Annotated in this window: 10 protein-coding genes; 4 read left to right on the top strand and 6 right to left on the bottom strand. The window is 73.1% G+C overall.

The window, feature by feature from the left end:
* Positions 1-129 precede the first annotated feature (129 nt).
* Together ACWD5F_RS34760 and ACWD5F_RS34755 are read left to right on the top strand one after the other, a co-directional pair.
* Positions 130-1,191 (top strand): adenosine deaminase, encoded by a 1,062-nt coding sequence (locus tag ACWD5F_RS34760; RefSeq protein WP_451260304.1) that lies wholly within the window; start codon positions 130-132, stop codon positions 1,189-1,191.
* A 26-nt stretch (positions 1,192-1,217) separates the two neighbouring features.
* Positions 1,218-1,928 carry a glycerophosphodiester phosphodiesterase gene (locus ACWD5F_RS34755; protein WP_451260303.1) on the top strand — a complete coding sequence of 237 codons (711 nt, stop codon included), beginning with the start codon at positions 1,218-1,220 and terminating at the stop codon, positions 1,926-1,928.
* A gap of 18 nt (positions 1,929-1,946) precedes the next feature.
* On the opposite strand, the gene ACWD5F_RS34750 is transcribed toward ACWD5F_RS34755, so the two are convergent.
* Complete coding sequence (locus tag ACWD5F_RS34750; RefSeq protein ID WP_451260302.1) at positions 1,947-3,620, bottom strand: RNA polymerase sigma factor; 1,674 nt, start codon at positions 3,618-3,620, stop codon at positions 1,947-1,949.
* A gap of 314 nt (positions 3,621-3,934) precedes the next feature.
* Here ACWD5F_RS34750 and ACWD5F_RS34745 point away from each other — a divergent pair, with 314 nt between their 5' ends.
* Positions 3,935-5,110 (top strand): serine hydrolase domain-containing protein, encoded by a 1,176-nt coding sequence (locus tag ACWD5F_RS34745; protein ID WP_451260301.1) that lies wholly within the window; start codon positions 3,935-3,937, stop codon positions 5,108-5,110.
* On the opposite strand, the gene ACWD5F_RS34740 is transcribed toward ACWD5F_RS34745, so the two are convergent.
* From ACWD5F_RS34740 to ACWD5F_RS34720, 5 genes are all read right to left on the bottom strand, one after another.
* Positions 5,103-5,624, bottom strand: coding sequence for a hypothetical protein (locus ACWD5F_RS34740; protein ID WP_451260300.1), 522 nt, complete (start codon positions 5,622-5,624; stop codon positions 5,103-5,105). The genes ACWD5F_RS34745 and ACWD5F_RS34740 overlap by 8 nt on opposite strands.
* A gap of 53 nt (positions 5,625-5,677) precedes the next feature.
* The gene (locus ACWD5F_RS34735) at positions 5,678-6,187 is read right to left on the bottom strand and encodes a hypothetical protein (RefSeq protein ID WP_451260299.1); all 510 of its coding nucleotides are present in this window, start codon (positions 6,185-6,187) and stop codon (positions 5,678-5,680) included.
* Entirely contained in the window at positions 6,171-6,662 is a 492-nt protein-coding gene (locus ACWD5F_RS34730; RefSeq protein WP_123997401.1) for an RNA polymerase sigma factor, read from the bottom strand. Before ACWD5F_RS34730 ends, ACWD5F_RS34735 begins: the two co-directional genes overlap by 17 nt.
* 122 nt (positions 6,663-6,784) lie before the next feature.
* Positions 6,785-7,399: a class F sortase gene (locus ACWD5F_RS34725; protein WP_451260298.1), complete on the bottom strand. Its 615-nt coding sequence runs from the start codon at positions 7,397-7,399 to the stop codon at positions 6,785-6,787.
* Positions 7,396-7,749 carry a sortase-dependent protein gene (locus tag ACWD5F_RS34720; protein ID WP_401722942.1) on the bottom strand — a complete coding sequence of 118 codons (354 nt, stop codon included), beginning with the start codon at positions 7,747-7,749 and terminating at the stop codon, positions 7,396-7,398. The genes ACWD5F_RS34725 and ACWD5F_RS34720 overlap by 4 nt, the downstream gene beginning before the upstream one ends.
* A gap of 240 nt (positions 7,750-7,989) precedes the next feature.
* Here ACWD5F_RS34720 and ACWD5F_RS34715 point away from each other — a divergent pair, with 240 nt between their 5' ends.
* Complete coding sequence (locus tag ACWD5F_RS34715) at positions 7,990-13,158, top strand: hypothetical protein (protein ID WP_451260297.1); 5,169 nt, start codon at positions 7,990-7,992, stop codon at positions 13,156-13,158.
* The last annotated feature ends 21 nt before the right edge of the window (positions 13,159-13,179 follow it).

Below are 13,179 nucleotides of genomic sequence, written 5' to 3'. Positions count from 1 at the left end.
CCCCCGCCCCCACCCACCGCACCCAGCACCCCGCCCCGGCCTACGATGATCCCTGAACCACCGATCAGCCGATCACCCGCGTCCCGCGAGGCCGAGCCGCCCAGGGGCGCCGTTCCGGGGAGGAACCCCTTGACCGACCACCTCGACGCTTCCGTCGCCCCGCGTGAGCTGCACGCCTTCATCGCCGGGCTGCCCAAGGCCGAACTGCACGTGCATCACGTCGGCTCCGCCTCCCCGCGCATCGTCTCGGAACTGGCCGCACGGCACCCCGACTCCCAGGTGCCCACCGACGCCGAGGCGCTCGTCGACTACTTCACGTTCACGGACTTCGCGCACTTCATCGACGTGTATCTGTCCGTCGTGGATCTGATCCGGACCCCGGAGGACGTGCGGCTGCTGACCTACGAGGTGGCGCGCGAGCTGGCCCGGCAGCAGGTGCGGTACGCCGAGCTGACCATCACCCCGTACTCCTCGACCCGCCGCGGGATCGACGCACGCGCCTTCATGGACGCGATCGAGGACGCGCGCAAGGCGGCCGAGGCCGAGTTCGGGACCGTACTGCGGTGGTGCTTCGACATTCCCGGCGAGGCGGGCCTGGAGGCCGCGGAGGAGACCGTGCGGCTGGCCACCGACGACCGGCTGCGCCCGGAGGGCCTGGTGTCGTTCGGGCTCGGCGGGCCCGAGATCGGCGTACCGCGGCCGCAGTTCAAGCCGTACTTCGACCGGGCGATCGCGGCCGGGCTGCGGTCGGTGCCGCACGCCGGCGAGACGACAGGACCGGAGACGGTGTGGGACGCGCTGACGTATCTGCGCGCGGAGCGCATCGGGCACGGGACGAGTTCGGCCCAGGACCCGAAGCTGCTAGAGCACCTGGCCCAGGAACGCATCGCGCTGGAGGTGTGCCCGACCTCCAACATCGCCACGCGCGCGGTCCGCACCCTCGACGAGCACCCGATCAAGGAGTTCGTGCGGGCCGGAGTCGTCGTCACGATCAACTCCGACGACCCGCCGATGTTCGGCACGGACCTCAACAACGAGTACGCGGTCGCCGCCCGGCTGCTCGACCTCGACGAGCGGGGCCTGGCGGAGCTGGCCAAGAACGCGGTCGACGTCTCCTTCCTCGACCCGGCCGGCCAGGCACGGATCCGTGAGGAGATCGACACCTTCACCACGGCGTGGCTCGCCCCCTGAGTCACGGAGTCACCACAATGGGGTCCATGCAGAAGGTGACCGCAGTCGCCCATCGCGGCGACCCCTACCGCGTCCGTGAGAACACCACCGACTCACTGCGTTCCGCGTTCCGACAGGGCGCGGACGCGGTCGAGTTCGACGTACGGCTGACCAAGGACGGCGTCCCCGTGCTGCTGCACGACGACACGCTGAAGCGGCTGTGGGAGCACGACCGCCCGATCAAGTCCCTGTCGGCCGACGAGGTGCGCGGGCTCACGGACGGCGGGGTGCCGACCCTCGCGGAGGCGCTGGCCGCGACCGAGGGCCGCCGGGTCATGGTCGACCTGCCCGGCGATCCGGGGCTGCCCGCCGTGCGGCGGATCATGGACGTCGTGCGCGACAGCGGCGCGGCGGACCGCGCGTACTACACCGCGGACGCCCCCGCGATGCTCGCCGTCCGGGCCGCCGACCCGGCCGCCGAGATCGCGCTGACCTGGAAGTCGCTGGCGCCCCCGCGGCCCGCGCTGCTGGACGCGGTGCGTCCGCGCTGGCTCAACTACCGCTTCGCTCTGGTCGACCGGGACCTCGCGACCTACGTCCACCGCTCCGGCTACCTGCTCTCCGTCTGGACCCCCGACACCCGCCGCTCCATGCGCCGCCTGCTCGACCTCGGCGTCGACTCCATCACCACCAACCGCGTCGACGTCCTGCACGCCCTGCGTGACAGCGACAGCGACAGTGACGTCAACGGCGGCTGAGACAGCAGCAGTTGACGGCTAGAGGCGCGAGCGCTGCGCCACCGTCGCCGGGTCCGCCGGGGTCGCGCGGGTGGCGTACTGCGGTACGGGGGTGTCGTCCTTGCCCGTGTCGCGGACCAGGCCGTAGCGGATCGCGCCCTGGGCGGGGCCGGTGGTGACGTCCTTCTCGACCGCGTCCCAGGTGGTCGGGAAGACGTTCAGGCCGTAGTCGGCGCCGCGTTCGTTCACGGTGAGGGTGACGGCGCCGTCGACGTAGAAGTACTCGTTCTGCCACATCTGCTGCGTGCCGGTGGGCAGGACCGCGAAGCCGGTGGCCGAACTGCCCATGCCGGTGGCGGAGTTGTCGGTGGTACCGGCCCGGTCGTCCATGCGCTTGCCGCCGCCCGAGGCGACGTGGAAGAGCTTGCCCTTCAAGCCGGTCCAGCTCGGCATGACCAGGCTGCCGGCCCGGTACTGCGGCGAGATCTGCCAGCGGACCAGGACATAGCCCTCGCCGGTGAGGGTCACCGCGTCCCCGCGGTGGTTCATGGTGGCGTGCGCTCCGCCGGTGCTGGTGACGCCGGATCCGGGGCGGTGCGGGAGGGCGGCGGGCGGGGTGTCGGGGTCCGGGGCCCGGTCGACGGCGTCCACGACACTGCCGTACACCGCGGTCGCCTTCTTCGTGGGCGTCGCGGACGGGGAGACGGACGGTGACGACGAGGGCGAGGCGGTGGGCGACGGGGAGCGGGAGGTCTGGGCCGTGGGGGTGGTCACCGCGCGCGGGGGCGGGGTGTCGGCCGGTCGCGTCACCACGTACGCGCCGCCCGCGACGATGGTCGCGCTCGCCGTCACGGCGACGGCCGGCTTGGTGAGCGCGCCGAGCAACTTGGCGGACCAGCCGGCCGACCCGGCGGCCGCCGCCGTCTTGCCGCCGAGGGCCAGCGACACGGTGAAGCCGACGGGGAGCGGGACGAGCGCGATGCCGACGAGCAGGCGTTCGGCGGGTACGACGGACTCGCGCGTGTCCGAGCAGTAGGCGCAGCCCCTGATGTGCCGGGCCAGGCGCTTGCGCCAGACCGAGTCGGGCCGGCCGGTCCAGCGGCCGGTCAGCTCCCGCAGCTCCGGGCAGGCGCCGTCCAGCGCCCGCACGATGCCGCGCGCGGTCTCCAGGCGCTCCTTCATCCGCTGGACGCGCACGGCCGCGTGCTGCCTGCTGATGCCGACGGCCGCCGCCAGCTCGCGCCGGGTCACCTCCCCCGCGACCTCCAGCCACCACAGCGACAGCAACTGCCGGTCCTCGTCGTCCAGCCAGCGCACCGCCTCGGCGACCTCGCGCCGCTGGCCCTCCAACTGGAGCCGCAGCACGGTGAGTTCGGCGAAGTCGGTGACCTCGCGGGCGGCCGACTCGTCCAGTTTCTCCGTGGACCTGCGCCGGGCCCGGTCCCGTATCTGCCGCATGGCGATCGCCATCAGCCAGGACCGGAAGCTGTCCGGGTCGCGCAGGGAGCCGAGGTTGTCGACGGCGCGCAGCATGGTCTCCTGGACGACGTCGTCGACGTCCGCGTGACCGTTCAGGGCGCGGCCGACGACGTTGTAGACCAACGGCAGCCAGCCCGCCACCAGTTCGTCCAGCGCCTGCCGGTCACCGTCCTGCGCCGCCGCGATGGTGGAACGCCACTGCCGCCCGTCCACGTCCGTCCTCTCCAAGGTCATCCGCCCTCCGACCGCACCTTCTCAGCCGCGCCCTTGGTGGTGGCTCCCGGGGTGTGGGGCCGGCGGGTGCGAGAGGAGACGCGGTGGGGGCGGGCGGGATAACACTTTTTCGCCCATCGGAGTCGCCCGCCGGAGTCGCCCGCCGGAGTCATCGCCCGTAGGGGACATCCCTCACAACACCCTTGATACGTAAGGGAGTTGCTCGGGGTCCGGTCAGGGTCCGGCACCCTCCTCGCCGACGATCCGCGCGGCGGCGCCCACGGCAGAGGCTGATCGACGACAGCGACCGCCACCGCAGCCCTCTGGAGCAGCCGATGCGTGCCCGTACCCCCGTTCTCGCCGTCTCTGTCGTCCTCGCCCTGGCAGCGGCGGGCCCATTGGCGGCGCCCGCCTCGGCCGCGCCGGCCTCGACCTCGGCCGGCAGCCCGGCCACCGTCACCAGCACCGCCACCGCCCCGGACGCCGAAGCCCTGCGCGCCGCGATCGCCGGGTTGCCGGACGCGGACGCGACGGCGGCCCTGGTGCGTGTCGGGGGCAGTGACGGGAGGTGGCGGGGCAGCGCGGGCGTGCACGATCTGGCGAGCGGGCGGGCGGCTGACCCGGACGCCCGCTTCCGGGCCGGTTCGACGACGAAGGTGGTCACCGCGGCGGCCGTGCTGAAGCTGGCCGCGCAGGGCCGGATCGACCTGGGCACGCCCGTGCAGCACTACCTCCCCGGGCTGCTGACCTCGCGCTTCGAGCCGATCACCGTACGGCAGTTGCTGAACCACACCAGCGGCATCCAGCCCGGTGACGGGTGGGGCGACTTCGGCGACTTCGAGTCCCAGTACGCGCACCGCTTCGACACGCTCACCCCGCAGCAGGTGGTGGCGTCGGCCGTGTCGAAGGGTCCGGCGTTCCGGCCAGGGCGGAAGCAGCAGTACCTCAACATCAACTACACGGTCCTCGGGCTGCTGATCGAGAAGGTGACGGGACGCTCGTACGCCGACGAGGCCACCCGGCTCGTGCTGCGGCCCGCCGGGATGCGGGACACGTACTTCCCCGGGACCGATCCCCGGATCCGCGGCCCGCACAACCACGGCTACCAGGCGGTCCAACGGGCCGACGGGACGACGGAGTTCGTCGACGTCACCGACTGGAACCAGGCGGACCGGTTCGCGGCCGGGGACATGATCTCGACGACGGCGGATCTGGAACGGCTGGTCACCGCGCTCTTCCGGGGGCGGATCGTGTCCGGGCCGCAGCTGCGGGAGATGTTCACCGTCCCGGCGGGGATCAAGGACGCCAGTTACAGCGCCGGGCTCCAGCGGTTCGTGCTCGACGGGCGGGTGTACTGGGTCAAGTCGGGCTCCCGGTACGGCTACAGCGCGGTGATCGCCGCGACCCGCGATCTGAGCCGGACCCTCGTCTACTCCGTCAACGCGACGGACGCGAAGGGCGAGGAGATGAACGCCGTGGCGCAGCGGATCGCGCTGGCCGCGCTCAAGTAGCCAGCGCCGGGGCGTGGTTCGGGGTGAGAGCCTCAAGCTGCTTGATCTTCTGGCGTACGACGTACAGCGGGACGATCCCGATGACGCCGAAGGACATGTCGATCACCGTCCACCAGAAGGGGATCCCGCGGATCGGCCCGCAGATCAGGGCCAGCGGGATGATTCCGGCGCAGGCGATCATCGCGAACTCGACGACCCAGATGTTGCGGACGGGGTCGCGGTAGGGGCCGTAGAAGGCGACCGCGATGACGAGATGGGCGAACGCCAGCCAGTCCGTGCCGTAGAGGACGAAGGGGTACTCGGCGTCGGCGGTGTCGAGGCCGCGGCGGACGTGCTCGATCCACTCCATGAGCGCGGGCAGGTGCTGCGGCACGGACAGGGAGCGCAGGACGTCCTCGGTCCAGCGCAGTTCGTGGACCAGCGGAAAGGCCGTGGCGCCGCTGAGCACCAGACAGACGACGAAGAGGACCAACCAGGCGCGGATGCCCTTGAGCAGGGCGGCTCTGTCGCTCATGACGGCAGCGTACGCCCATAGTTGAACGTGTTCAAAACCATTGGCGAGTGGTGTCAGCCACGTGGTGCGGCGGCGGTGCGGCGCGACGACGGTGCCACGGAGGCCGTGTCCCGTACGTCGGTCGGTGCCGTCGACGGCACCGAGGTGGCGGACGTCGTGGCGCGCTGGCTGGGCGTGGTGCCGGACGGCATCCGGCTGGGCACGGGGGTGGGCGTCGCGGACATGGGAGCCTGCGTCCGGTCGGGGCCGGTCGTCGGATCGGCCGGCGGGCCGTTCGACGGGCTGCTCGACGGGCTGCTCGCCGGGGGCGGGGCCTGCGGCAGGACCGGGGCGGACGGGGAGTCCGTGGCGGTCAGCCGCAGGGGCAGCACGACGAGGGCGGCGACACCGCAGGTCAGGGCGGCGCCGACGGCCGCCTTGTACAGCTTGCGGCGGGCCGCGCCGCGGCGGATCGCCTCGTAGCGGCCGGTGGGCGGCCCGAGGTACTCGGTGGACGGGCGCAGCAGGACGGTGAGTTCGTCCTCGGGGTCGAAGTCCGGGCCGTCGTCAGAGTGTGTGATCAAGGCTTCTCCTCAGATGCGCGCGGAGCAGTTCGCGGGCCGCGTGGAGGTCGGCCTTGACGGTTCCTTCCTTGCGTCCGGTCAGCACGGACACCTCCCGGATCGGCATGTCAGCGTAGTAGTGCAGCAGGATCGGCACGCGCAGCCGTTCGGGCAGGGACTGGACCAGGAGCCGTACCGACGGGTCCTCCTGCTCCGGCTGGGGGCGCACGGCCGCCTCGTCGGTGGCGCGGCGCACGGCCCGGCGCTCGCGCTCCAGTTTGCGCCAGTGGTCCCGGACCAGGTTGGCCGCGGTGACGTAGAGGAATCCGCGCGGCTCCGACACGGTCGTCCAGCGCGCCCACAGCCTGGTGAACGCCTCCGAGGCGATCTCGTGGGCCGTCTCGTCGTCGTCGACGAGCCGGCGGCACCAGCCGGCGAGGCGCGGATAGAGGGCGGCGAACAGCTCGGACGCGGCCTTCTCACTGGACCGTTTCAACGTTCTCTGTGTTCTCCATGTGGGGGGTGGTGGCGTTCGCGTTCGCAGAGGAAGAGCCCGGACCGTCGGCTCGGGTTCCGACGGTCCGGGATCCGGGACGGTGTGGAGCGAGCGGCCGTCGGCTACCCGGTCAGCGTCGCGAAGACGATGACGTTGTCCTGGTAGCCGTCACCGGTACGGGCTCCGCCGCACGTGATGAGCCGCAGCTCCGGCCGGTCCACGTCTCCGTACACCTCGTCCGTCGGGAAGTCGGCCTTGGCGACCGTCCGCACGGCCGTGACGGCGAACACCGCGGACCTGCCGTTCTCCAGGCGGGCCACGACCTTGTCGCCCCGGTTCAGCTCCCCCAGGTGACGGAAGACCCCGTCCCCGTAGGAGCCGACCGTGACATGGCCGAGGATCACCGAGGGGCCGGTCTGGCCCGGCGTCGGTGAGTGCCGGTACCAGCCCGCCCGGTCGTGCGCGGCGATCGGCGGCACCTCGACGGTGCCGTCGGCCGCCAGCCCCAGCCGCATGACCGACGTGTCGACCCCGATGGCCGGGATCTTCAGCCCGACCGGGACCGAACGCGCCATCGCCGCCGCCGACTTGGCGGGCGGCGGGACGGAGGTCCCGGACGACACCGATGCCGGTGATGGGCTCGCGGAGCCTCCGGTCGTGGTGCCGGGGCCGCCGCAGGCGACGAGCAGCGAGGCCAGCGCCGCCCCGGCGAAGGCGCGCCTGGAGAAGGGGCTCATACCCCGTTCGCCCGGCGGCGGCGGACGAGGAGGACCCCGCCGCCCAGGACGACCGCCGCGGCGGCGCCCCCGCCGACCAGCGTGCCTGTGCCGGAACCGGAGGAGGGCGTGACCTCACCGGTGTTCGGCGCCCCGCTGGGCCGGACGGAGACCTGGGCGTCGGACGGCGCGCGGGTCGGCTCGGCGCTGGTGGCGGGGCTCGGGGCGGCGGACGGCGCCCGGGTCGGCTCGGCGGACGTCGCCTGGCTCGGGACGGGCGACGGGGACGTGTCGTCGGCGAACGCGGGCACCGCACCCGCCAGGACGGCGGCGCAGGCGAGTGCCATGGCACTGAGGCCGGTTCGACGCATGAATCGCTCTCTTTCATCGGTGGGCGGTCGGTCGACCGTCGGGCGAAGGCCACTGAGCGGTCGGCTGACGGATCGAGCGGAGAGACGAGGCAGCCGGCGGGCGGGTTGTAAAGGGCTGGCAAAGCCGTAGATGACCTTGCGGTGTACGGGAGTTGGCAGGCCGGTTGAGCGTGAGCGGCGACTGGGCGGGAAGTGGGCGGAGCGATCTCCGGCCGCCACGGCGCTGGTTACGTTGAGGCCGTGCGGACACCTCAGCAGTCAGGGAACGGCAGGACCGGCGACTCCCATCAGACGCCCCCGGCACCCCGCACCACCCGGCCGCCTGCCTCCGCCGCGCACCCCCTGCTCGGCGTCCAGAACTCTGCGGGGAACAGGGCCGCCACCCGGGCCGTACGCCGCAACCGTGCCGGAGCCCCCCGTCCCGCGCTGCCGGGCGTGGACGAGCGCCCGGAGACCGGGCTCGAACTGCCCTCCTACCTACTGCACTTGCAGGCCGCCGGTCTCTCCACGGCCTACGGCCCGACCGGGCACGAGTTCGTGCGGCACGCGGTGGCCGCGGTCGTCGGGCGCGGCGACGGCGCCGTCGGTGACCTCGCCGCCGAACTGGCCGGCCGGCCGGAGAGCTTCTTCGGGCAGGGCCGGGCCTTCGCCGTCCAGGGCCGCACCGGCAAGGAGTGGTACGACGTGACGGTCGCCGTCCGCCGGGCCCCCGACGACCGGCCGCCCGCCTTCCAGCCCCCCGAGCGCGTGGCCGACGCGGGCCTGGAGACGGGTGAGGCGGAGCTGGAGGACGCCGAGGGCAAGGACACCAAGGTCGACGTCCAGCACAACAGCGGTGCCACGGTGAGCAGTACGGCCGGGAGTTCGTCGAGCAAGGGCGTCGGCGGCATGGGCTTCGGGCTCGCGCCGGTCGTGCCCGGTCTCTTCCTCGGCGGCGCCGCCACCGGCAACGTGCAGCCCTGGCAGTCCTCGCGGGAGTCCCGCCGGCAGAAGAACGTGGCCGAGCCGCGCGTCCTGCGCAGCGACAAGGGCTCGGTCGAGGTGACCCGCAAGGTCCTCTACGACGTACGGATCCAGCAGCACGGCAGCGAGGACGCGCAGTCCTTCCAGGGCGCGGGCACGCTCACCCAGCGGGTGCCCACCGAGCATCTGGTGCCGGTCGGCACGAGCGATCCCGGCACCCCCGCGCCCTTGCACGCGGATCCCGTACGGGCTGCCGCGCTCGCCGACTCGGTCTCGCAGGCCGACTCGCTGGCGCCCGTCGCCGTCGTCGAGACCGGTGCCCCGCAGCGCGGCGGGGGCGGTCTTTTCGACGCGGTCGCCTCCGTCCTGCACCCCTCGATCACCGCGTCCGGCGCGCCGGGACGGGCCCGGCTGCAGGAGGCGACGGCCACCGCGACCGTCCTGGAGGACCTGCCCCGACTGCTGCGGGACGGGGTGGTCGGCGAGGACCTCCAGTCCAAGGACGGGAAGACGGCGGGCAGTTACCACCTGCGGGCCGTGCTCAGCGGCCTCTCCCCCGCGTGGGGCACCGGCAAGACGCAACTGCGCACCCACCAGCAGGGCCAGGACACGGTCGCGGAGAGCGCGGGCAAGGGGCGGGCGATCTCGGGCGGTGTGGGGCCGGCGATCGGCGTCGGTCTGTCCGGCAGCGCGGCGGTCGTGCGGGCCACGGCCATGCCGGTCGCCGGTGCCCGCAAGGCGCGCTTCACGGCGACCGAGCAGACCGTCTCCAGCCGGCAGGGCGCGGAGGTCCGGGGCGAGAAGGCGCTCTACGTCGGAACGGTGACCCTCAGCGCGGAGGGTACGGGTCCGCGGTCGGCCGAGATGATCCTGCACCCCGAACGCCGGGTCGCCACGCACTCGATGAAGGTGTGGATGAGCCTGCGGGCCGACGAGGCGCAGGCGCTCGGGCTGCCGCTGCCGCCGGGGATGGCGGCCGGTGAGTTCGTCGAGAAGCCGAAGCGGACCGACGAGCACGGCGACGAGGTGGACGTCGAGCGCCATCTCCCGTACGGCGGCAAGGGATCCAACGTCGCGCTCAGCCGGATTGACACCGGGCCCATGGTGCGGGCGGTGCGCGAGATGTTCGCCACCGATCCCCGACTGGCGGGCTATCTCCCCGCGTTCGGCACCAACCCGCCCGGCGTGCACACCAGCAACGAGGAGGCCGAGGTCCAGCGGCGCAACTACCGCGAGCTGATGACCGCCCTCTCGGAGACCAACCTCCGTGTCAACAAGGACCAGTTGCTGTCCACCGGCCTCACGGTCCGGCTGCGGCGCAAGACCACCTTGCACGCTCACGACGTCCAGCTGCGGGTCAAGGGCGATCTGGGCGACACCGCCTACCAGGGCGACGTCAAGGACTGGCTGGTGCGCGCGCACTCCGGGGTCACCAGCAACGCGCAGAGCGGGCGCAGCAGTTCGCGCTCGATCGGCGGTCTGGTGCTCGGCCAGGCCCGGTTGATACCCGGTGTGCTGACCGGCGCGGCCCGCTACGAGCGGCACAGCACCGGCAGTCGGCGCAACCAGGCCGGGCCCACAGGCCGTTCGGACATTGTGGCCAACGGCTCCGAGTCGGCGAGCGCCTTCGCGGCGCCGCTGCGCCTGGACGTGGACGTCACCATGACGTCCCGCCCGCGCAAGCTGGCCCGGACCGTCACCCCCGGCTCTCCGGGCCGGAACGGTCCGGAGTCCAGGCAGTTGGGCGGGCTGCACCTGCCGGAGCAGGACGTACGGCTGCTCACGCCGACCGAGTTCACGCTGGACGAGGCGGGCAAGGAGCGGCTCGACGCCGTGGTCGAGGCCCGCAAGGCGCAGGCGCCCAGGCCCGATCACGACTTCGCCGCCGAGGGCATCGGCGATCTGGCCGCGGTGGCCCCGAGGCCGTCCGCCGGGCGGGTGCTGCGGGACTGGCAGCTGGTGGAGACCCTCGACGGGGAGCCTGTACGGGCCCTGGCCTACGAGCTGTTGGCCCGGGCCGCCGCCCGCGACAAGGGACTGCGCAGGGACACCGCGCTGGAGGCGGAGGGGCTCGCGCCCCGGCAGGCGCTGGAGGAGCGGTTCGGTGAGCGGTCGATCCAGGGGGCGCTGCGCCAGGCCGCGTCCTCGGGCTGGGTGGTGAAGAACCTCCGCTATCCGCGCCGGCTCGCGGCCCTCAACGGCGCGGTCGGCACCCGGATCGCCCTCGCCAACCCGAAGTTCCTGCACACGGGTTCGGGACCGGGTACGGAGACCTTCGTGCTGGGCGGGCACCAGTCGGCCGGGCAGGTCGGCCAGGGCACCAGCAGCACGGTGCAGATCGGCGCGACCGTCTCGGAGAACGGACCCGAGTGGCGCACCGGCCAGGGCCTGTCGTCGTTCCGCACCTCGGGCGAGGGCGACACCCGGGCCACCGCCGTGTCCGGCACGGTCGAGCGCAACACCCATACGCCGAAGAAGGCTCCGCTGTACCTGGTCCAGTGCGATGTGCTGCTGAACATGGTCGCGGAGGTCAAGGTGACCGGCGGCGGCCCGTACGTGACCAAGGGCGCGCGGACACTGCCGGGGGCGGCGGGTGTGTGGCTGACGGAGGCGCAGTTGCCGCCGCGGATACGGCGGGAGTTGGGGCTGGACGCGGAGACGCCGGCCGCGAAGACCGCCACCACCGCTTCATCCCGGGTACAGGGCGAGAGTCCGGCGGAGAGTTCGCGGATGGCACAGGAGCGGGCGGGCCGGGAACAGGCGGTCACGGACGCGTCCGGCTCGGCGGGGGTCGGGGTATCCGGGGTCTCCGGGTCCGCTCGCGCGCGGGCCACCGGTCCGACCCTCGGCGCCGACACGGCGCTCGGCTTCGGCACGATCGAGGATCTGCCGGACTTCGTACCGCTGTTGACCCGGCTGCGGGCGAACCTCGCGACCTCCGGTCAACAGGCCGTCGCCGACGCCGTGTTGCCCCGGCAGCAGACCAAGGACCGCAACGACAACGTGCAGCGGCTGCTGCGCGTGCTGGACCGGGACGGCTCGGCCGGGCTGCTGTCGAGCGCCATGGACGGCGGGGTCACCGTCGAACTGCTCGACGGCCGCAGGACGCCGTACTGGGCGGTGTTCAAGATCAGCCGCAGCGGGCCCGGCACGTACGAGGGTGACGTGGACGACGGCCGGGACATGGAGTACATCACCTCGGCCGTCTCCCAGAGCGCCGCCTCCCACGACGCGGGCGCGACGACCGGCGTCGAGGGCATCGTCGCGGGATCCGGCAAACCCGAGGGCGGGGTGGGCCAGTTGAAGAGCACGGGTGGCTCGGTGGGGCTCGGCTACGCGTCGAGCGACGCGCGCCGCACCGGCGGTGCGGGCCGGGGGCAGCTCGGCATGAAGACGGTCGCGGAGGCGGGCGCGGCGCCGTCGGCGAAGATGCGCGTGCCGATCCGGGCGAGCCTCGAACTGTACAAGGGCGACCGGCGGTTGGGGCTCGCCCAGCTGGCCGGGAGGAATCTGTCGCTGACCCATCGCGTCCTGAAGAACGACCTGGCGGCGCTGAGCCGGGTGGCCGCCCCCGCGGCCGACGCACGGCCGACCGCCGGGCGGGCCGCCGGACCCACGGCCGGGCGGGCCCCGGGCGGGCTCGGCGCGTGGCGTGCGGGCGGGGTGCGGTTGCCGATGGAGGCACAGGTCAACGGGTTCCAAGGGGTCACGCAGGTACGGCAGTTGCTGGACTCGGCGGTGCGACAGGCGGGCGGCGGGGGCCGGTTCCGGGACAAGGGGCAGGCCGCCGCGTACGCGCTGAACGAGGCGGTCTCCACCGAGTGGATGATCGCCGCGCTGCCGCTGCTCACCTCCGCGGGGGCCGAGTTGCCGCCGGTGCACGCGTCCGGTGCGGAGGGACAGGATCTGCGGGCCTCGCTGCACGCGCGGTTGCGGCAGGGGCGGGTGCTGGGCGTCGGCGACAAGATGACCTTCGAGACGGTGGGCCAGAGCCACCTGGACGCGCCGCGCCCGACCCAGTCGGACGGCCAGAGCTCCACCGACCGGAGCCGGGCGGCCCGGCCGATGGGGGGTGCGGGACTGCTCAACGCGGACGAGTTCCGGCTCAACCAGCTGATGGGCAACACCGGCGGTTCGGGCGGCGCGGCGGACGCCACGGCGAACCAGGCGGGCTCGATGCCGTTGCACAAGCCGAAGATGAGGTCGGTCCTGGTCCAGTTCACCCTGGACGTCCGGGTGGTGGCCCACCTGACCAACCGCGTCCGCACCGGCCGCACCGAGACGGTTGAACGCGAGACGACCCTCGCCCGCCCGGTGGTGATCCGCATGCCGGAACCGATGGTCCGCCGGATGCTGCGGGCGGAGGGCGCCAAGCTCCAGGACCCGGACGACCACCTGGGGCTCGGCGCGACGGTGGCCCCACCGCCTCCGCCGTCCGGCAGCTAGGACTCCGAGCACCGTACGCGA

It is taken from the genome of Streptomyces sp. NPDC002499, from assembly GCF_053595415.1.
This window is presented reverse-complemented; position numbering and strand designations above follow the sequence as displayed.